General features: G+C 50.4%; 20 protein-coding genes. 12 read left to right on the forward strand and 8 right to left on the reverse strand.

Features of this window, described 5'->3' with window-relative positions; all coding sequences use genetic code 11:
- The first annotated feature begins 16 nt into the window (after nt 1–16).
- From ACO6UX_RS16270 to ACO6UX_RS16285, 4 genes are all read left to right on the forward strand, one after another.
- On the forward strand, nt 17–1,888 hold the full coding sequence (locus ACO6UX_RS16270; protein WP_422449343.1) for a hypothetical protein: 1,872 nt from the start codon (nt 17–19) through the stop codon (nt 1,886–1,888).
- A gap of 146 nt (nt 1,889–2,034) precedes the next feature.
- Complete coding sequence (metG, locus tag ACO6UX_RS16275; protein WP_422449345.1) at nt 2,035–4,146, forward strand: methionine--tRNA ligase; 2,112 nt, start codon at nt 2,035–2,037, stop codon at nt 4,144–4,146.
- A 397-nt stretch (nt 4,147–4,543) separates the two neighbouring features.
- Entirely contained in the window at nt 4,544–4,894 is a 351-nt protein-coding gene (locus ACO6UX_RS16280) for a hypothetical protein (protein ID WP_422449347.1), read from the forward strand.
- 2 nt (nt 4,895–4,896) lie between these two features.
- Nucleotides 4,897–6,990 carry an F-box/WD repeat-containing protein gene (locus ACO6UX_RS16285; RefSeq protein ID WP_422449349.1) on the forward strand — a complete coding sequence of 698 codons (2,094 nt, stop codon included), beginning with the start codon at nt 4,897–4,899 and terminating at the stop codon, nt 6,988–6,990.
- A gap of 78 nt (nt 6,991–7,068) precedes the next feature.
- Here ACO6UX_RS16285 and rsuA read toward each other — a convergent pair whose 3' ends face one another.
- The gene (rsuA, locus tag ACO6UX_RS16290) at nt 7,069–7,770 is read right to left on the reverse strand and encodes a 16S rRNA pseudouridine(516) synthase RsuA (RefSeq protein WP_422449351.1); all 702 of its coding nucleotides are present in this window, start codon (nt 7,768–7,770) and stop codon (nt 7,069–7,071) included.
- A 229-nt stretch (nt 7,771–7,999) separates the two neighbouring features.
- On the opposite strand from rsuA, the gene ACO6UX_RS16295 reads away from it, so the two are divergent.
- The 4 genes from ACO6UX_RS16295 to ACO6UX_RS16310 all read left to right on the forward strand — a co-directional run bounded on the left by ACO6UX_RS16295 (nt 8,000) and on the right by ACO6UX_RS16310 (nt 11,904).
- Nucleotides 8,000–9,352, forward strand: a complete 1,353-nt coding sequence (locus ACO6UX_RS16295) for a DEAD/DEAH box helicase (protein WP_422449353.1) — start codon at nt 8,000–8,002, stop codon at nt 9,350–9,352.
- Between the two features lie 5 nt (nt 9,353–9,357).
- A complete protein-coding gene (locus ACO6UX_RS16300) occupies nt 9,358–10,692 on the forward strand; it encodes a DEAD/DEAH box helicase (RefSeq protein WP_422449355.1) in 1,335 nt (444 codons plus the stop codon).
- Between the two features lie 103 nt (nt 10,693–10,795).
- Complete coding sequence (locus ACO6UX_RS16305; protein WP_163370593.1) at nt 10,796–11,197, forward strand: SMI1/KNR4 family protein; 402 nt, start codon at nt 10,796–10,798, stop codon at nt 11,195–11,197.
- Nucleotides 11,197–11,904 carry a hypothetical protein gene (locus ACO6UX_RS16310; RefSeq protein ID WP_422449358.1) on the forward strand — a complete coding sequence of 236 codons (708 nt, stop codon included), beginning with the start codon at nt 11,197–11,199 and terminating at the stop codon, nt 11,902–11,904. Before ACO6UX_RS16305 ends, ACO6UX_RS16310 begins: the two co-directional genes overlap by 1 nt.
- 7 nt (nt 11,905–11,911) lie before the next feature.
- On the opposite strand, the gene ACO6UX_RS16315 is transcribed toward ACO6UX_RS16310, so the two are convergent.
- Nucleotides 11,912–13,363 carry an NAD-dependent succinate-semialdehyde dehydrogenase gene (locus ACO6UX_RS16315; RefSeq protein ID WP_422449360.1) on the reverse strand — a complete coding sequence of 484 codons (1,452 nt, stop codon included), beginning with the start codon at nt 13,361–13,363 and terminating at the stop codon, nt 11,912–11,914.
- 238 nt (nt 13,364–13,601) lie between these two features.
- On the reverse strand, nt 13,602–14,339 hold the full coding sequence (nfsA, locus tag ACO6UX_RS16320) for an oxygen-insensitive NADPH nitroreductase (protein WP_422449362.1): 738 nt from the start codon (nt 14,337–14,339) through the stop codon (nt 13,602–13,604).
- 141 nt (nt 14,340–14,480) lie between these two features.
- On the opposite strand from nfsA, the gene ACO6UX_RS16325 reads away from it, so the two are divergent.
- Together ACO6UX_RS16325 and ACO6UX_RS16330 are read left to right on the forward strand one after the other, a co-directional pair.
- The gene (locus ACO6UX_RS16325; protein ID WP_422449364.1) at nt 14,481–15,512 is read left to right on the forward strand and encodes a rhodanese-related sulfurtransferase; all 1,032 of its coding nucleotides are present in this window, start codon (nt 14,481–14,483) and stop codon (nt 15,510–15,512) included.
- A gap of 66 nt (nt 15,513–15,578) precedes the next feature.
- A complete protein-coding gene (locus tag ACO6UX_RS16330) occupies nt 15,579–15,773 on the forward strand; it encodes a DUF4250 domain-containing protein (protein ID WP_101744843.1) in 195 nt (64 codons plus the stop codon).
- A 49-nt stretch (nt 15,774–15,822) separates the two neighbouring features.
- On the opposite strand, the gene ACO6UX_RS16335 is transcribed toward ACO6UX_RS16330, so the two are convergent.
- Nucleotides 15,823–16,398 carry a hypothetical protein gene (locus ACO6UX_RS16335; protein WP_422449366.1) on the reverse strand — a complete coding sequence of 192 codons (576 nt, stop codon included), beginning with the start codon at nt 16,396–16,398 and terminating at the stop codon, nt 15,823–15,825.
- Nucleotides 16,399–16,681: 283 nt separating this feature from the next.
- Between ACO6UX_RS16335 and ACO6UX_RS16340 the strand changes: the two genes are divergently transcribed.
- Complete coding sequence (locus ACO6UX_RS16340; protein WP_422449368.1) at nt 16,682–17,074, forward strand: DUF2750 domain-containing protein; 393 nt, start codon at nt 16,682–16,684, stop codon at nt 17,072–17,074.
- Between the two features lie 315 nt (nt 17,075–17,389).
- Here ACO6UX_RS16340 and ACO6UX_RS16345 read toward each other — a convergent pair whose 3' ends face one another.
- Nucleotides 17,390–17,929, reverse strand: coding sequence for a copper chaperone PCu(A)C (locus ACO6UX_RS16345; protein WP_422449370.1), 540 nt, complete (start codon nt 17,927–17,929; stop codon nt 17,390–17,392).
- A 28-nt stretch (nt 17,930–17,957) separates the two neighbouring features.
- On the reverse strand, nt 17,958–18,392 hold the full coding sequence (locus tag ACO6UX_RS16350) for a hypothetical protein (RefSeq protein ID WP_422449372.1): 435 nt from the start codon (nt 18,390–18,392) through the stop codon (nt 17,958–17,960).
- Nucleotides 18,393–18,588: 196 nt separating this feature from the next.
- Between ACO6UX_RS16350 and ACO6UX_RS16355 the strand changes: the two genes are divergently transcribed.
- Entirely contained in the window at nt 18,589–19,404 is an 816-nt protein-coding gene (locus tag ACO6UX_RS16355) for a TatD family hydrolase (protein ID WP_422449374.1), read from the forward strand.
- A gap of 3 nt (nt 19,405–19,407) precedes the next feature.
- On the opposite strand, the gene ACO6UX_RS16360 is transcribed toward ACO6UX_RS16355, so the two are convergent.
- Together ACO6UX_RS16360 and ACO6UX_RS16365 are read right to left on the reverse strand one after the other, a co-directional pair.
- Complete coding sequence (locus ACO6UX_RS16360; protein ID WP_269673372.1) at nt 19,408–19,881, reverse strand: Hsp20 family protein; 474 nt, start codon at nt 19,879–19,881, stop codon at nt 19,408–19,410.
- Between the two features lie 143 nt (nt 19,882–20,024).
- On the reverse strand, nt 20,025–20,513 hold the full coding sequence (locus ACO6UX_RS16365) for an 8-oxo-dGTP diphosphatase (protein ID WP_422449376.1): 489 nt from the start codon (nt 20,511–20,513) through the stop codon (nt 20,025–20,027).
- Nucleotides 20,514–20,644: the final 131 nt, after the last annotated feature.

The raw sequence follows: 20,644 nt of genomic DNA on the forward strand, positions 1-20,644 counted from the left end.
AATCAGGAGAGTGAGAATGGACCTACAATACCCAGGTTCAGGTTACGATCATACGATCCACCGTCCCCGTGAGCAGAACCTTCCCCATTCGGCCACTGCGTCGTCCCGGGAAGAAGCAAAAACGCTTTACCACGGCATGAAGACTGATAAATTCTCGCCTGATTCTGATACTCTGCAACTCTCTTCTCACCTGCATCCCTCAGCAGAGGGACATGCCAAACAGCTTCCGACCAGAAAGCGGAAAATCCCGGATCAACACTATCAGTCAGCTTTCACACTGAACACCAATAAGAAGAGCACCAGCCAGTCGTTTTCTGCCCTTCTCGCCAGGGCAGACGAACAGGCTGAACGTTTAAGGATTTTATTAGAAGGACACACAGCGTCGCTGCCACGTTTACGGGAGCATCGTGCTGACCAGCCTCAATCCTCCCTCAGCAGCCAACCGGTCAGGGCAACTGAAATCAAACCGATACGCCAACAGAGCCTCGAAACGCACATCACTGAACCGGACATCACCGGGCTGTCATCATCAGAAACATGGGCGGAACTGACCGTTCAGGATGCTCCAGCTGCTGCCTCACCGTTTGAACAGCCTGATGCCGACACGGCGGAAGCACCATCAGGCTCAACCGACAGCACTTTACAAAACCAGCTCTCACAGGATGACCAACTCAGTACCTCCTCATCCGCATCTTCTACAGAAGGTGTCTATGAAATTCAGGAATATCCAGTTGATATAGAGACAGACCAGGGATCACCAGGAAGTCCCGTGGAGCAGTTTGTAACCGCGCATGAGTTTTTCAGTCAAGAACAGTATCAGTCTGGGCCTGAAACCAGCGGCAGTGACGATAGTGGTCATCTCGAAGATGAAGTCATAACCAGAGATTCCGCGAGTTATCTGCCATCCATGGATATCACAACCGGACCAGCAGCTGCAGATCAGAATCCGATTACCCAAACCATAACGCACAGCCTTGAAAGTAAAGTGGGTGAGTTGGAAATCAGCGGGGCTGATAAAGAAGATGACGATGCAACAGCAATCAATGACACACCTGAGAAAACGGGCACCCAACCGGATAAAGCCTCAGTGCTTCCATCGTTGAGTGATTCTGCCACAGAGACTGACAGTTTGGCGGAAACCCAATTGAGCCCTAAAAATGAGGATGATATTCAGCTAACCTCTGAATCCATGCAAAAAGAAAAGCCTGTCTACAAGAAACTCACAATCAGTGTTGTATCTGTGGCCAACCCCCACCTTAAACCGGCAAAAAAAACACCTGAAAGACTGGACACCAACCAAAGCACCAGTGCTCAGGATACCATAGCCCCAAAAGCCAGAAACCCAAAAGCCAGAAAAAAGTCGGTTAGATGGGCCCCATCGGTGGAACAACATCACTCCACCTCCGTTCAAACAGAAACTCAAAAACCGCAGGCAGAGCCTTCGAGAACCGGGTCCGCATCCATTTCCAGTCCGGCAAAGTCTGTGATCGGAGCAAAAAAAGCAGCAACCGTGGGTACGCCATCGGAATTATCCGACGGACCCCGCACCCGCAGTATTAAAATCACCTACGAGTACCGAAGGAGACATTACGAAGTTTACAAACAGACGTTTTCACCAGACACGCCCCTGGACGTTATTCAACAGCGAGTGAATGCTGAAATCAGCAAATTTAAAAACTCGGGGTACAAAAGTCAGTACCCCATACGGGCCGAGCTCAGCTCTGTGATAAAAGATCTTCCTGATAGCAAAAGAACGATGTCAGTGGATGTGCCAGGGTCCAGGAACGTAGATCGTCAAGATTCTGCTGCTACTCCATCCTATGAGCAAAAAACAGCATCACTGTTTGATCAACTGAAAAACGCTGAAGCCGAGTCGGATTTTTACTAAACGTTGTTATTTTCCTGAAATCTGATGTCAAAGGACTGATCAGATACTCAGGAGCACCAAAAAGTAGTTAACCAGCAGGGAGGTAAATGATGATCGTCAACGATCGAACTTTTCACGAATAGGCTTTCCTCTGGACAGTTTGTATAATGCCGCATTCCCGTTTTTTTATCCGACCATCAAGACAGAATCGAATGAGCCAACGCAAAATACTTGTCACCAGTGCCCTGCCCTATGCCAACGGCCCTTTACACATGGGGCATCTGGTGGAATACATCCAGACTGATATCTGGGTTCGTTTCCAGAAACTGTCTGGCCACCAATGTACCTACGTTTGTGCTGATGATGCCCATGGCACCGCCATCAGCCTCCATGCGGAAAAACAGGGCATGTCACCGGAAGAGTCCGTGGCTCGCATTAACATCGAACGGGTTCGCGATTTTGGTGAGTTCCATGTGGCATTTGATAATTATTACTCCACCCACTCGGAAGAAAACCGCAAGCTCTCAGAAGCGATTTACCTGTCTCTGAAGGAAAAGGGCCATATTGTCAGTCGCAATATCATTCAGGCTTATGATCCTGAGAAACAGATGTTTCTGGCCGACCGTTACATCAAGGGTGACTGCCCGAAATGTGGTGCCTCTGGTCAGTATGGCGACAACTGTGAAGCCTGTGGAGCGACCTACTCACCGGCGGAACTGAAAAACGCCCGGTCAGCCATTTCCGGTGCCGCTCCCGTTGACAAAGAGAGTGAGCATTTCTTCTTCAAACTCTCGGATTTTGCTGACTTCCTGAAGCAGTGGACCCGCTCTGGCACCATCTCCGAAGAAATTGCCAACAAACTGGCGGAGTGGCTGGATGCCGGTCTGCAGGACTGGGATATCTCCCGTGATGCGCCTTACTTCGGCTTTGAAATTCCTGGAGAAACCGGTAAATACTTTTATGTATGGCTGGATGCGCCCATTGGTTATATGGCAGCATTTGAAAACCTCTGCCAGCGCCGCGATGACCTGAACTTTGATGAGTACTGGCAGAAAGACAGCCAGTGCGAGGTGCACCATTTTATTGGCAAGGACATTGTCAACTTCCACTGCCTGTTCTGGCCAGCCATGCTCCACGGTACCAACTATCGCACCCCAACCCGTGTGAATGTGCATGGCTATCTGACCGTGAACGGTGAAAAGATGTCCAAGTCCCGTGGCACATTCATCACCGCCCGTACTTACCTGGAACACCTGGACCCTGAGTATCTGCGTTATTACTACGCCGCCAAACTCTCCAACCGTATTGATGACCTTGACCTGAATACCGATGACTTTATCCAACGGGTAAACTCGGATCTGGTGGGCAAGGTGGTCAATATTGCCAGCCGTAATGCCGGTTTTATCAATAAGCGTTTTGGCGGCAGGCTTTCTGCCACCCTTTCTTCCGAGAAGGGCGCACCGGAACTCACCGCCGACTTCCAGGCAGCGGCACAGCGTATTGCCGGGCACTATGAAGGCCGCGAATTTGGCAAGGCGATGCGTGAGATCATGGCCCTGGCAGACAAAGCCAATGCCTGGATTGACGAAGTGAAGCCATGGGTAGTTGCCAAAGAACAGGGCAAGGATAAGGTTCTGCATGACATCTGCAGCACCGGCATCAACCTGTTCCGACTACTGATGATCTATCTCAAGCCGGTACTGCCAGCCATGACGGTGAAAGCGGAGGCCTTCCTCAATGTTGCCCCTCTCACCTGGCAGGACAGCCAGACGCTGCTTCTGGATCACCACGTCAATAAATTTGAACCATTGATGACCCGCGTCGAAGCCGATAAAGTAGCGTCCATGATCGAAGCCAGTAAGGAGGTCCTGGCCCAGATGGAATCATCCAATAAGCCAGCTGAAACGTCTGCTGTTTCTTCTGAATGGTTAGAGAAAGACCCTGTTGCCGATGAAATCACCTTTGATGACTTCGCCAGAGTTGATCTGCGTATCGCCAGAATTGTCAACGCCGAACTGGTGGAAGGGGCGGGCAAGCTGCTGCGTCTGACCCTGGATATTGGCGAACCCGAGCCTCGCAATGTCTTTGCCGGCATCAAGTCTGCCTATGCACCAGAAGCCCTGGTGGGCAAACATACGGTTATGGTGGCCAATCTGGCTCCACGTAAAATGAAGTTTGGTGTGAGTGAAGGCATGGTATTGGCCGCAGGCCCCGGCGGTAAGGATCTGTGGATTCTTGAGCCTCACGAAGGCGCTCAGCCTGGCATGCGTGTGATGTAATCGTCCTCAGCCATAGAATTAGAGCGTAGCCCGACAGCTGCGCTCTTAAGTCCATATCACCGGGCTGATTACCACGATATCCGCTCGATCTCCTTTTCTTATCCGCCCGGCGTCGATACCAAACCACTGAGCCTGATCCCCGGTAAAACTTCAGTCTTTTTGTCCAGCCAGCACGCTGACCGAAAACAGATCGGTTGGTTCTCAAACATCAGCGCATTGAAAGCCAGTTGTTTTCCCGGTTGCATCAGACAGGGCGATCTCAGCAAATGAAACTGAACCCGATCCTACCAACACGGTCACACTGGCTCCCATGAACTTTTGCTTCAGAAATCTGTCTTAAAGTGTGGCTGTTTGACATTCAACAACATACCAATCACAAGCTTAAAGGAATAAGAGTATGCAGAACCCTAACATAACAGCGAACAATGTCGGTGCAGCTTTCGAATTGCGGACTTACGGTAGCAATTCCGGCAACACTTACCTCCTGTTACATGTCTTCCAGGTCCAGGAAGACCGTTACCGATTTTTTGCTGGCAAGTCAATCAACGATACACTCCACAAAGTTCCGGTAACCTTTTCCAGGGCTGACACCTGTCACATTCTTCTACAAAACACCCTCACCCAGTTCCATGTACGTCCGATCGAAGATATTAAATCTCTGTTCCCTCCGGAAGACTCAAAGCTACCGCACGAGTTAAATCATGCCATTAACAAGGATCACCCTTACTCCGTACCATGGAAGTTTTAAAGATGAATACCAATAAAGTTGGCCAACCTAATGACTATAACGCTTTAGCTTTTGAGACCGTAACTCCTCAAAAAAGACTGGCAAATTCTACATGCGATCATCTACAACCCAGTAAAATCGCTAAAATAACAATAGAAACTGAGGTTTCGCCCGTCAAAAATGAGCCGTTACTTGAGACCAATGATCCGACAGAAAATGGTACCAGCCATGGTGTCACCACTGTTCCTGCCCGGGACTGCTTTCCATTACTGGCCATGCCAAGTGAACCTTTATTACGGATTTTGGGTTATTTATCACACAGAGATATTGTGGCGATAGAAAAAACCTGTCTGGATTTAAGGAATTTAGCCACCAGTATTCTGACCGTCAGGAGCCAGGCATGGTACGCACAGTTCGAGACATCACAAAAGCAGCAATTCACCCGGATCGCGAAAAACATCAGTCAACATAAACTGAAAGCCTGGCTTATGCAGTTTACCCGTGATGAAGTGCTGGTCAGCCGTCTTTGCAGCCAGCTGGCCGGGGAGGCGACGGACGACCTTGAGGCCTGCAACCCGGAAAAGATAACATCGTTCCCTCAACGCCTGTTTTACCGGGTGGCTAAACTCATGTTTGACTTTCCAGCCTTTAACCCGGCTTTAGTATCAGACATTCAGTGCAAGTCCTTTAAATCCGACCTGTGCCTGCTCACTCCCAGTGATGTCAGCTACCTGGTAACCAACTGTGATAGTGCCGATTGCTGTGCAAAAATTCATATCCTGTCAGCGAAGAACCTTGACCACAGGGAGATCTCCATTCATCGCTGGGGCTGCGTCAGGGCGGTCTCCCTCAGCGCTGATAAACGCCATATAATGAGCCGCTGTGGCTACCGGGCGGTAAAAATCTCCAGCCGTACTGCCACTGACTGCTGGGCAGGGCAACTCTTCGTTGCCCATGAAAAGGAGATCGTATCGGCCACCTTCAGCCCCGATAGTCGCCATGCAGTGACGGCCAGCGAAGATATGAGTGCATACATCTGCTCAGTGGATCAAACTGGCTGCTGGGCATCAACAGCGAGGATTACCCATGAGGGGATTGTTAATTCAGCTGAATTCAGCCCTGATAGCCGCCTGCTAGTGACTGCCAGTGATGATCACACCGTAAAAATCCATGAGTTTGCCAACGGCACATGGCTGACAAGAACCACCCTGAACCATAATGGCAGGGTGTTCTCAGCCAGGTTCAGCCCGGATGGCAACCATATCATCACCGTCAGCCTTCATCAGAATGGCGGCCAGACAGCAACGATTTACAGCGTTAATGCCGATGGCCGTTGGACAAAAAAAGCCGACATCACCCACTCAGAACGGATTTGGACAGCTTTCTTCAGCCCTGACAGCAGACATGTCGTGACGGCCAGTAGTGATCATACCTGCAAAATCTTCAGTTGTGACACCGGCAACAATTGGCAGTTTAAAGCGGTTATTCACCATACCGGGCGGGTTAGATCTGCCCACTTTAGTCCCAATAGTCTCCTGATAATAACAGCCAGTGATGATTGCTCGGCGAAAATCTACGAGTTTGATGTAGACCACAGGAGTTGGTCACAGCAATATTCCATTACCCATAAACGTCAAATCACCTCCACCCAATTCAGCGCTGATAGCTGCCGAATTTTGACCCTGTCCGGAAACAACTCAACAAAACACAGCGTCAATCACCAAGCCAGAATCCACTCTCGTAATGCCAGTGGCCAGTGGTTGCAAATCGGCAATATTGTACCAGAAAGCGGGGTTCAATCAGGTCAGTTTAACCACGATGGCTCCCATGTTGCCATCTGTGACTGTAGCGGCAACGCTCTGATCATTGGCATTGAGGCTGATCGCAAAGAGTTACAGGTAAAAGCCTCCCTGCACCACTCTTACCGGCTCGGCCTGGCAGAATTCAATGCCAACAGCAGCCATATCGTCACCATAAGCCTTGATACCACGCAATTTAAAGTCTGGTGCCTGTATGGGAAGGATTTAGCGCCACCGTCGCCCTCGAAAATTACCTGTTTGCCGTTGCCGCCTCCATGCAAAAAAAGTCCGCAAGCTGATCCACAGTTAAATGATTAAAGACTGTCTGAGCATAGCGCCCGTGGCGAGGTGGCATTCATTAGCAGGGCTTATTTGCTATTCTTCCGGGTCAGCCGATCACACTGAGTCGATTTCATCCTGAGTCAGATAGCGCCACTCCCCGGGCCTCAGAGATACATCAAGGCCAATATCCCCAACCTGTTCGCGATGCAGACTCACCACTTTATTGCCAATGGCCGCAAACATACGCTTAACCTGATGATATTTACCCTCAGTAATGGTCAACAATACCTCTGAGGGTGTCAGAACTTTCAGCAAGGCAGGCTTGGTCGGTGCTTTCTCACCTTTCAATTCAATACCGCTGGCAAACCGCTCAATCAGTTCTGCGGTCTTATCTTCTGGCAGAGGGTCGGCTAATTGCACGCGATAGCGCTTGCCACACACTTTTACGGGCGAGGCCAAGCGATGGGACCATTGCCCATCATCGGTAATCAATACCAGCCCTGTCGTATCTGCATCCAGGCGGCCAGCGATATGGAGTGAATAAGCCTTGGGAATATCCAGCAACGAGAGAACCGATGGATAGACCTCATCCACATTGGAACAGAGCGTATCTTCGGGTTTGTTGAGCATGATATAGCGCAGCCCGCGAGCTTTGACCAGCTCACCCAGCAAACGGACTTCACAGGTATCCGGCACTTTGAAGGCACTGTTTTTTACCACAATGCCATCACAGGTCACTTCACCTCGGTGCAAACATTTTTTGGCATTGGCACGTGAGAGTTCGGTACTTTCGCAGAGGTATTTATCTAAACGCATTCGGGGAAGACTATGCCTGAAAAACGGGATGTTAATATCAAAGGAGCGTTATAGCCAGTAACAATGCAGGGAGTTGGGTAACTGAAACCCCATTGCTTCAGCCACCGCAAACCACTCACTATTTATGAATTTTCACATATTGGCTTTCCAAGTCATCAGTCATAGAATACTTCACCATTTATCTCCCTTCTAGAAAACCGTATTTCACCTATGGTCGAGGAACTCCCCATTGCTTTTTTCTGAGCTGGCTCTCCATGAACGGGTGCAAAAAGCACTCTCTGAACTCGGGTTTGAACAGGCCACCCCGGTTCAGGAACAAACCCTGCCTCTGGCTATGACCGGCAAGGATCTGATGGTCAGCGCAGAAACCGGCAGTGGTAAGACCGCAGCGTTTCTGCTGCCCATGCTCAACCATATGCACACCACCCCTTCGCCCAAAACCAGTACCCGGGCACTGGTGCTCGTGCCTACCCGGGAGTTGGGCCTGCAGGTGTTAAAAGAGTGTGAAGCCCTGGCACGCTATACCTACATCAAGGCAGGGCTGATCGTTGGTGGTGAGGACTATCGCCATCAGGTAAACACTCTGCGGAAAAACCCCGAAATCATTATTGCCACCCCCGGCCGCCTGATTGAGCATATAAAAAACGGCAACCACGATTTCAGCGACCTGGAATACCTGGTACTGGATGAAGCGGACCGCATGCTGGATATGGGCTTCGGTCCCGATGTATTGAGCATCGTGGAAGAGTGCCATGGCGAACGCCAGACCTTCCTGTTCTCAGCAACCCTGGAAGCCCGGGGCCTGGGTGAAATGGCCTACCAGGTATTGAACGATCCTACCCGGCTGAAGCTGAACTCTGTCCAGGAAAAGCACGCCAATATCCACCAGCAGATTATTCTCTCGGACGATACCGCCCATAAAGAAAAACAGCTGATCTGGCTACTCCGGAATGAAACCTATGACAAAGCCCTGGTGTTCACCAATACCAAAGCCCGGGCTGAGGAGTTTGTCGGCAAAATCCGGGTTAAAGGCCTGAAGGTCGGCGTACTCCACGGGGATATGGACCAGCGGGAGCGCAAGCACGTTATGCGCCTGCTGCTGGATGGCAAGATCAACATTCTGATTGCTACCGATGTGGCAGCCCGAGGCCTGGATATCAAAGGTGTGGAACTGGTTATCAACCTGGAAATGGCCCGTAACGGTGATGACTATGTCCACCGGATTGGCCGTACCGGACGTGCCGGAGAACAGGGGCTGGCCATCTCCCTGATTGGACCGGACGAATGGAACCGGATGTCGGGTATTGAACGCTACCTCCGGCTGCGGTTTGAGAAACGCACCATCAAAGAACTGCCGGGCAGCTATAAAGGCCCCAAAAAGCTGAAAAGTTCTGGCAAAGCCGCCGGCAAGAAAAAACCGGCCGGTAAAAAAGGCGCTGGTAAAAAACAACCGGCGGATAAACAACGTCACCGGGAGCAGAAGAACGTGGGCAAACGTCGTACACCGGCGGCCGAAGCCAAACCCACCACTGCAACCACCTCAACCGATTCCGGTTTTGAACCACCCAGGCGCAGGAAATAATACACATGAGCAATAACCTACCTTTTTCCGCTCTTGGGCTGGATGAGTTGCTGATTCAGGCAGTCAATGAAGCGGGCTACCAGAATCCCACCCCAGTTCAGGCCAAAGCGATTCCCATGGCTTTAACTGGCCGTGACCTGATGGCATCTGCCCAGACCGGCACCGGTAAAACCGCCAGTTTCACTTTGCCAATCCTGCACCGGCTGGCGCAGATGAGAACCAGTAAAGCGATCCGCGCCCTGGTGCTGGTCCCTACCAGGGAGCTGGCCATTCAGGTTGATAATAGTTTCCAGACCTATGGCAAGCACACGGCTATCAAGACAGCTGCCGTCTATGGTGGCGTAGATATTGACGATCAGTTGCAGGTTCTGAAAGAAGGCGTTGATGTCCTGGTGGCGACACCCGGTCGCCTGGTGGACATGATCAACCGGAAGCATATCCAACTGGACAGTTTGAGAATACTGGTGCTGGATGAAGCCGACCGGATGCTGGACCTGGGTTTCCGTGACGATATTCAACACATTGTGCAAAACGCGCCGACAAAACGTCAGAACCTGTTGTTCTCCGCCACCTTTTCCAAAGACATTAAACAGCTGGCCCATGAATTCATGCGCCATCCGGTCAAGATTGAACTGGAAAACCCCAACTCTGCTGCTAACACCGTGTCCCAGTCTTTCTACCCGGTGGACCAGCAGGACAAACCGGAGATTCTCAGCTATCTCATCCATGGTGGTCGCTGGCAGAAAGTGCTGGTGTTTGTCCGCACTAAAAAAGCCGCCAACAAGGTTGCCGAGTTGCTGGCAGAAGACGGCATCAATGCCCAGCCCATTCACAGCGATAAAAGTCAGTACCTGCGTATTCGCACACTGGAAGATTTTAAGGATAACTATTTTGATGTTCTGGTAGCAACGGATGTGGCCGCCAGAGGCCTGGATATCGAACAGCTGCCGCTGGTCATCAATTATGACCTGCCCAAAGTTCCCCAGGACTACGTGCACCGCATTGGCCGCACCGGCCGCGCCGGACAAAAAGGCAGGGCTATCTCCCTGGTGAACCCGGAAGAGAAAAAGTTATTGGCCGGTATCCAGCAGCTGATCAAAAAACCACTGGAAATAGAACCTCTGCCCTACTTTGAAGATGGCGAGGTGCGTCCTGCTGAGATTGATGAGCCAGCCGGTAAAACCCGCAACAAGCGAAGCAAACCTGACCTGAAAACAGGAAAGCCTGCGATAAAACAGCGTTCGGGTAATAAATCACGCAATGGCAGCACCAGAAAGCCTTCAGGTACTGCGTCAAAGAAAAGGCCTGCTGTTTTCTCAGGGAAAAAACGGAAGTCCTGACCAGGCTGATTCATTTCAGCCAGGTGAAAAGCAATAAGCTGGGAATACCCTGCCTCTGCCGGGTATTCCCACCGTAGAAAGCGGGTGACAAAGGTCGCATACAATGGAAGATATTATTGAAGAACTGCGGGAACGGGCCCTGGATGTGTCAGTCCCACTGGAACTGCCGGATGAAGACCAGCTGGTGGAAGTGGAAGAACAGATTCTGATTCCCCTTCCCTACGAACTCCGGGAGTTTCTGCTGCACGTCAGTGATGTTATTTATGGCTCCATTGAACCGGTGACGGTTACTGATCCCCAATCCCATACTTATCTGCCGGAAGTCGCAGCCAATGCCTGGGCTGAAGGTCTGCCGAGAGAGCTGATCCCCATTTGTGAATGCAATGGTGAATACTATGGCATTTCCGAAGAAGGAGAAGTGGTTCGCTGGGCTGACGGTGAAGTGACTGACGACAGCTGGCCATCCATCTGGTTATGGGCCAGGGATATCTGGCTGGAGAGCTAATGTCGAAACGAATTCTGATCATTATGGCCATGGCAGCGGAAGCCCGGCCAATCATTGATCAATTGGGTCTCAAGGCACTGCCCGCCGATCCCCGGTTGCAAAGTCACTTCCCCCGCTTTCAGGGTGAGTTTGCTGGTAATACCATCATGATCTCCCTGAATGGCACATCCAGTGAGTACGGTGTCGACAGGATAGGCACCGAGTTTGCCGCGCTGAATACCCAGTCCGCCATTATTGAGTTTGCTCCGGAGCTGATCATTAATGCGGGCACCTGCGGTGCTTTTTCAGCCGATGCTGATATTGCAGATATCATCACTTCCGACCAGCCGGTGGTTTACCATGACCACCGGGTTCCCCTGAAAGGCTTTGACCGTTTTGCCATGGGCGCTTATCCAACCGCCTATCGCCCCGAATACTTTCAGGGTATTGAGCATAAGCTTGGAGTGGTCACCACAGGCAACTCCCTCGATATGCCGGATATCGACAGGCAGTGGATCAGGCAAAACCAGGGTATGGCCAAAGAGATGGAGTGTGCCGCCGTTGCTGCCACCGCTCATCTTTACGGCATCGACTTCCTGCCGATCAAATCCGTGACCGATCATATCGATATCGAACTGGATAATGTTGAGCAGTTTCTGAACAATCTGGGCAAGGCCAGCCAAAAGCTGAGCGAAACCTTGATCAGGGTATTAACCAATATCAAATAAAACCCGATTATTCTCCTACACCAAGACAAACATATTTGATTTCAAGATAGTCTTCGATGCCATATTTTGAGCCTTCCCGCCCGATGCCGGACTCTTTGATGCCGCCAAATGGTGCTGCCTCGGTGGAAAGGATACCTTCATTAACAGCGACCATGCCATACTCCAATGCTTCGCTGACCCGCCAGACTCGTGACAGATCACGGGAATAAAAATAGGCAGCCAACCCAAACGGCGTATTATTTGCCCGATGGATGACGTCAGCTTCTGACTTGAACCGGAACACCGTAGTGACCGGTCCGAACAGTTCCTGGTGAGCCACATCCATGCTTTCATCAACACTGGTCAATATGGTGGGTTCAAAATACAGGTCTCCGACATTGGATCGGGACCCGCCCATATGCACGGTAGCCCCCTGTTCTTTTGCCAGGTTAACGAGGTACGCAATTTTTTCTATTGCGCGGCTATTTATCATAGGGCCTATGTCTGTCTCTTTATCAAGGCCATTACCCACCTTAAGTGCCGCAACAGCTGCAGTGTACTTCTCCAGGAACTCATCGTAGACCCCGTCCTGTACGTAAAGGCGGTTCGTACATACACAGGTCTGGCCAGCATTCCTGTATTTTGAAATCAACGCCCCTTGCACTGCCTTGTCGATGTCTGCGTCTTCAAAGACGATAAATGGAGCATTTCCGCCCAATTCCATGGAAACTTTTTTTACCGTATCGGCACTCTGACGTATAAGATGCTTACCAACCGGCGTTGACCCCGTAAAGGAAACCTTTCGAACCAAAGGGTGCGTGGTTAGCACCGAACCAGTCTCTACAGCAGACGACGACGTAATAACATTAATCACACCCGCAGGAATTCCGGCCTGCTGCGCAAGCCTGGCCATCGCAAACGCACATAATGGGGTGTCTTCAGCTGGCTTGATAACAATAGTACAGCCAGCTGCCAGTGCCGGTGCTGCTTTTCGAGCAATCATGGCAACGGGAAAATTCCATGGCGTTATGGCACTGACCACCCCCACCGGTTGCTTCATCGTTAAATAGCGGGCAGTTGCCATCGTAGAGGGAATGATATCACCATAGGTTCTCTTGCCTTCCTCGGCGAACCATTCGATAAAGGATGCGCCATACAATACTTCACCATATGCCTCCTTATAGGGTTTTCCCTGCTCAAGGGTTAACAGTTGAGCAAGGTCCTCCGCATACGAAGTCATGAGCTGGAACCATTTCATCAAAAGCCCTGCCCGCTCTTTGGCTGTGGTTCTTTTCCATGAACTAAAGGCCTCACTGGCTACTTCAACAGCCTGTTCAGCATCTGCTGCCCCCATATCCGGTACTTCCGCAATCTGTTGTCCGGTAGCGGGATTTGTTACCCAATAGGTGCGGCCACTTTGTGCACCAACCCACTGACCGTTAATAAATGCCTCGTTACTCTCAAAGAGAAATGGGTTCATTAGCTTGCCTCATTTTTTCTTGCATCAGTTTATAAAGTTTGATGTGTACAATCTCCGTTCACCCTGAGCGCCCTTCGGCTCCGCTCAGGATGCACGGACGAAGGGGGCTTGGCACGATCTATCGGGGGCCGGAGTTTGCGCCCTTCGACAAGCCTCAGGAAGAAAGGAATGCGGAGGCACGACAACCCGTCAAACTCATTGAAACAATGTACTAAAGCAACAGCTTATCTCAGTTGAATCAGCGCATCCTGAACCCTTTTTTCTCCAGAAACGACCTCATGTGAGGGCGGGATTCTTTACCCAGCAAGGCCGACATTTCCTGAGACCAGACCCGATCCAGCTTGCCTTTGGTCCGCCGCTGGTAATAGGCTCTCATAGTTTCATCATATTCAGCCACCAGCGCCTTATTCACTGGCTGGTAATGCTCCTCCATCAGCACAGCTTCCAGCGGCAGTCTGGGTTTACACTCCGGATCCTGATCCGGGTACCCAAGGCAGAGGCCAAAAACGGGGTAGACATATTCCGGCAACGCCAGCAAATCACTGACCTGTTGCGGGTCATTGCGCAGACCTCCGATATAGCAGATACCCAGCCCTTCTGACTCAGCAGCGACCACCACGTTCTGGGCAAACAGGGCAACATCAACCGTGGCAATAATGAAATGCTCGGTCATTCCGTCTGCCATGGTGTTGCCCGACTGTTCACAGCACCAGCCAGAGCGATGCAGGTCAGCACAGAACACCAGAAACTCAGCCGCCTGCTGCACATAGGTCTGGCCACCGGCAAGCTCTGCCATGGCTTTGCGGGTTTCAGGGTTTCTGACCCGAATAACACTGACACCCTGCAAATTGCTGGATGTGGCGGCACTTTGGCCCGCGCTGATCAAGTCTCTCAACAAGGACTCTGCGATCGGCTGTTCCGTGAATTTGCGAATGGATCGGTGCGATTGCAGCAGTTCAATTACCGGTTGGGTCATGGTGTTATTCTTAATCTGGCCATTATTATTCTGCACTATTGTAGCCTTGGCTGGATTTTTCAAGGCTGCCTGCCTCTGCTAGAATTCCTTTCCTAGCTCCGGACTTACGCTCCGGACCGCTAACCAAGGACAATAAAGACAATGACACTCTCGCCTCCAGAAAACACTCAAACAGACGCTCATATCGTGGTCTGTGCCCTCTATAAATTCGTTACCCTGAAGAACTTCACCAGCCTGCGGGAACCCCTGCTCAGAACCATGGAAGCAAACCATATCAGAGGGACGCTGCTGCTTGCCCGGGAAGGCATTAACGGCACCGTGGCCAGCACCCGGGAAGGCATCAATGCGCTGCTGGCCTGGCTTAACCGGGATACCCGTCTGAACCCCATTGAATACAAAGAGTCCCTCAGTGAATCCATGCCGTTCAAAAGAACCAGGGTCAAACTCAAAAAAGAGATTGTCACCATGGGAGTGGAAGACATTGACCCACAAAAGGCCGTCGGGACCTATGTGGAACCGGCAGACTGGAATAGCCTGATCAGTGACCCTGAAGTCCTTGTGGTGGATACCCGTAACGATTACGAAATTCAGGTGGGCACCTTCAAGCACGCCATCAATCCAAAGACAGATTCCTTCCGGCAGTTTCCGCAATATGTCAATGCCAACCTGAATCCTGAAACTCATAAAAAGGTGGCCATGTTCTGCACTGGCGGCATACGCTGCGAGAAGTCCACGGCCCTGCTCAAAGAACAAGGCTTTGACGAGGTTTACCATCTGAAAGGCGGCATCCTGAAATACCTGGAAGAGGTACCGAAAGCGCAGTCACTCTGGGAAGGTGAATGCTTTGTCTTTGATGAACGGGTGACGGTGAATCATGACCTTGAGCCGGGCTCCTACGACCAGTGCAACGCCTGTCGTTTACCCATTACGGAAGCCGATAAGCAAAGTGATATGTACCAGCAGGGTGTCAGCTGCCCGCACTGTTTTGACCTGCTGAGCGAACAGCAAAAAGCACGGTTTTCGGAGCGTGAAAAACAGATGCAGCTGGCCAGGGCACGAGGTGAAGCCCACATGGGCGCAGAAGTTGCCAAGACCGTTGTCCATCGTCGTCAATTAAAGAAAGACGAACGCAGGCAACAGCAACTGAGAACCCGGGCAGGCAAAGTTAAATAGCTGAGCTATGTTTTAAGTACAGCCAAGTGGTGTTTTTTCATCAGCTGACTTGAACGGAGTGCCGCCATGGAACTCGAAAACCCCGAGAACCTCAACCCTTTTATCCTTCTGGGCATTGTCAACGAAAAGCTGAGGCTTACCTGCAACTCACTGGATCAGCTGGCCGATGAGATGGACATGAGTAAACAGGAGATCGAAAACCAGCTTCATAAAATCCGTTTTCATTATCAGTCGATCAATAATCAGTTCGTTCATGACTGACCGGTAATCGAGGGTCTGTTGAACTTGTAACAAAAAACATCAACAGACCCTAAACAAAATATTGCCACACCTGCTTTACCGATAAAGTTCCCCCCCGTACTGCATGAACCAGCAAAACAGCAAACCCCAGGGTCATCAACGGTAACAGTGGGCGCTTTTCCTCCTGGAAAAAATACCAGCCAGCCCCCATTAAACAGAGTGCCATTATCATCAGCCGGGCATCCACAGGTTCACCGGAAACCACTTCCATAAAGATCGCCAGACAACCAATCACATTGGCAATTAACCAGATGGGCGACAGCATCCCGATACTGCCCAGCAACGGAAACTTGATCAGTGCGCCACCGGTCCAGGCTTTGGGTTGCAGATCCGACGACAGGTGAAAGGCAATTCCCAGGGCCAGACCTGCGGCAATGGCTGAAAAACCGAACGCCCAAACCACCAGCGCAGGAATACAGGAATGGGTTATTGCTGAGCGGTGGGACAGCCCCGGTATCACAAAATCCAGATCCGGCAATCGGATGCCGGCAATCAGACCGGCCAGGAAAAACAGAATCTCTTCCATGAAAGCCATAGTGGGCCAAAATGGGCAAAGCTCTCTGGCTGCCAGAACCAAACCCGCCAACAGACAAGCCTTCAGCGGTGTACTATACAACTTCATAGATCACAAAACAGACTATAAAACAGGGGGCGGACTATACCGTTTTAGTAGTAGTAAGCCCAGAGCCAACGCCTTATTGACTATTTATAGCTGGCAAACCCATCGCCAAACAGAGCTTCCGGGGCTTTTTCTTCCGTTATTATTTTTTATCCGGAATTCTGAACACCATTCTATCGTACCATTTGCTTTCAATCCTGCGCTGGTAATACACTCCCCCCACTATTTTATGCATTAGCGTTGATGACTGATGACTTACAAACTCAACGACAGGCAGTTCGAATCTATTCAGAAGCTGGCTGACCATGAGCGTTATGATTACTTTCTGAAAAAAGTGGCGGACTGGGAAGAGATCTGGAGCCTGCACAGTCCCGAGGGTTGGGTAGAGCTGTCATCCAGTGATGGTGAAGAGTGTCTGCCCATCTGGCCACACCCTGATTTCGCCAAAGCCTGGGCAGTGGATGACTGGTCAGACTGCCAGCCAAAAGCCATCAATCTGGAAGTGTGGCTGGAGCGCTGGACGCCTGGTCTGGAGCGGGATAACACCATGTTGGCCATATTCCCGGTTAATGAAGAAGAAGGGCTTGTTGTGACACCTTCTGAACTGCAGGAAGCCATTCTTGGCGAGTTGGAGCAGGGATAAGGCGTTACCCTCTTTTAACCTTACTCTTTTAACCCTACTCTTTTAACCACAGAGGCACAGAGACGGTTAGGGTGAAAGCCTTTTTTCTGTGCTCCTGCTGTTTATGACCAGGCAATAGTTCCGCTTAGGAATGTCCCGAAATAATTTCCACATTATGGACTCGATCTCCGTTCATCCTGAGTGCTGAGCTTGTCGAAGTATCGAAGGGTGATTGGCACAATACATGAGGCCGGAGTTCACGCCCTTCGACAGGCTCAGGACGAACGGAGTTTTGAAACTCAGAAATGTGGAAATTATTTCAGGACAGCTCCTTACTCAATGCGCCATATGCTGGCCTTTGATCTCATCCGTGGCATGAGCAACCACTGTCTTCTGATCACCATTACTGAAAGTGATCGTCACCGGCACTTTACTGTTTTTGGCTATAGGCTTGTTAAGGCCCATCAACATAACATGATAGCCACCGGGCTTTAGCTCCAACCTGTCGCCCGGGTTGATGGCAAGGTTATCCACACGGCGCATTTTCATCATGCCATTGTTCATTTCTGTGGTATGAAGCTCTGTTTTCCCGGCAACAGGGCTGCTCAATGAGCGAATCTGTACGGCCTGATCAGTACCATTGTAGATGGTCATATAAGCAGCTGATGAGGACATACCCGGCTTGGTAGCGCGGGCACTGGCGTTCAGTAACTGCAACGCTGGTTCAGAGTGCTCTTTTGAGCGAGCATGACTGTGCCCGCCCTGTGCAGCCATTGCAGTGTGCGCAGTCAATAGCATCATCAGAGCCATCGTACTATGTACGATTGTTCCCATAACCCTGACTGCCCTGGCATACAAAATCGTTCCGCTTTTCATTAATCAACTCCACTATTCATTAGAAGTATTATGGGAGGATAGCAATCTGCTGTGAGTTTGCTTCTAAAGGGTCCAGTTCAAAAAGAACATGATATACCGCTTCTCTGGTTTCCATTTTCAGCCTGGCGATCCAGACCATGTTGCGGTCGGTGGCACAAAAAGCGATATTGCCGGTACCAGTATACAGGTCAGTGTCTGCAAAATGTCCAGATTGTTTCTGTAAATTGAATGGCATCAACCCCATGGGCATATCACGCCCGACGAACTCCATGCTGACCTTTTCAGCAGCAAGCCCTGAAACTTCTGCCCTGATAGCCAGTGGCTGCCCCGTCGGTATGGACGCCGGCAAAATATTAAGCGTGATCGAACCATTCCCTAGCTTGCTCTGACACCCTTTGTACGTGTTGCAATAAGCAACCGTTTGAAACCTTTGTTTATCGACGAAATTTTCACTCTTGTTCAACAAGCGGGATCCGTAAAATACCAGCAGTAAGCCAAGTAATAATGCTATCGGAAGGAGAAGCCGGAATAAGTGCCTTGACAGGTTTTTCATCATTATTTGAATCAAAATTGACTTGCAGGTGGGCATTATAGGCTTTTTACTAACGGAAAACAGAAGAACATTCTCCTGAAATTCATTTTTAGAGGAAAAATCAGCTGTGACAAAAGAGAACGATACGCTGTCTCTGTTCGACAGCCATTGCCATCTTAATTTTTCAGTCTTTGATGAGGATCGTTTACAGGTGTTGAGTCAGGCAGAAAAGGCAGCAGTCAGTCACATCTGTATCCCTGCCACTCAACAGGTGGAATGGCCTTCCCTGATTAATGAGTCAGAATTACTGTCGCAAGTGAGTCCCGTAAGTATTGTAACGGCCCTTGGTCTGCACCCCTGGTTTATTGCTGAACATCATCCCGAACATCTGAATGTATTGGATACGCTATTACAACAACGTCCCGCCGGGGTCGTTGCCATAGGGGAAACCGGGCTGGATTTTTTTGACCGGAACATGACTCCCCAGACAAAGGCCAAACAACTCGAGCTGTTCACTGGCCAGGTTGAACTGGCCTGTCTGCACCAGATGCCACTGATTATTCATGGCCGGAAAAGTCATGATGATATTTTAAAAGTACTGCGACGATACAAACCAGAACGGGCCGGGATTATTCACGGATTTTCCGGTAGTGAACAACAGGCCGGAGAATATCTGAAGTTAGGCTTTAACCTGGGGTTTGGTGGCGGTATCACCTACCCGAGAGCCCGTAAAACACGACACTTGGCAGCCACTATGCCAATCGACAGCATTGTGCTTGAGACAGACGCTCCGGATATGCCATTGAATGGCTATCAGGGACAGAGAAATGAGCCGGGAAGAGTGAAACTGGTGGCTGAGTGCCTGGCCAAGCTGCGAGGAATCTCTTTGCCGGAGGTGGCAGAAGCCACCTCTCATAACTGTCGTACGCTATTCAGAATATGATGGTTAAGCACCATCGGCGGCTTCAGCTTCCAGCAGCTTGTTCTTACCGATATTGATTTTTCTTGGCTTCATCGCCTCTGGAATTTCACGTTCCAGATCAATATGCAAAAGACCATTATCTATGGTCGCACCGGTGACACGGACGTAGTCGGCCAGCTGGAAACGGCGCTCAAAGTTACGCTCGGCAATGCCCTGGTAGAGGTATTTGCGCTCTGTATCGTCTGGCGTTTTCTTGCCCTGGACAATCAGTACACCCTCACGGCTTTCTATTTCCAGTTCATCTTCGGCAAAGCCGGCAACTGCCATGGTGATACGGTATTCGTTCTCATCCAGAAGTTCGATATTGTAAGGAGGGTAGCCATTATTCCGGGGTGTCTGGGAATGCCCGGCATTCATGGACTCCAGAAGATGAGCCATCCGGTCAAAGCCAATAGCAGAACGGTACAGGGGGGTGAAATCAAAATCAAAGGTACGCATGGTCATATCCTCAATGGAGCAATATGTTGATCAAATCGGCTTTTCATTATGAACAAGCCTTGGTTGACAGTGCTGCTTTGAGCCACTGTTATCCCTAATATATGTACGTTTAATTCGATTCCAACCCCTGTATGTTATTTTTTTTAAAAAATATCCAGGTGGTAATCCAGCATCCGGTCACCATCGAACAGATAGCGTCCTTTGAACCTGTTCCCCTTCAGCATTTCAGGTAACCAGATAATGTCGTCTGCCCACATTTCTTCATAGGGGATCTGATCAAGAGAGAACCACAGCGGTATGGCCTCATCCGTCTCTGTCGGTGAGCCGGTGAAATCCCTTGCCACATAGGTATGCACGTGCATAGAGTAGCCATCGGTAAACTGGAAACAGCTCTCTCCACAGAACTCAGGATTCACCGGGGTGATGCACAGTTCCTCCTGCACTTCGCGGATCGCGCACTCCAGCAGGGATTCACCGGGCTCAAGTCGTCCTCCCGGCCCATTGATTTTTCCGGCCCCCAGGCCACGCTTTTTACGAATCAGCAGAATTTGCCCATCCTTGATAACAAATGTCAGCGTAGCGGGGTCTTTGGCCTGCCAGGAGCTCCAGTCAATATCCTGCAATGATTGCATCAATCAATTCCTGCTTAAAGATAATTAACATACCTCAGCTTCGCGTTGGGAGGCAGCATTATCGATAATGTTTTTGTTTATCGGGATTAACGCTTTTCTGCGCTAGTCTTGCATTGGTAAAGGAGCCAAAA

Source organism: Endozoicomonas sp. ALB091, assembly GCF_049310265.1.
Lineage (GTDB): Bacteria > Pseudomonadota > Gammaproteobacteria > Pseudomonadales > Endozoicomonadaceae > Endozoicomonas.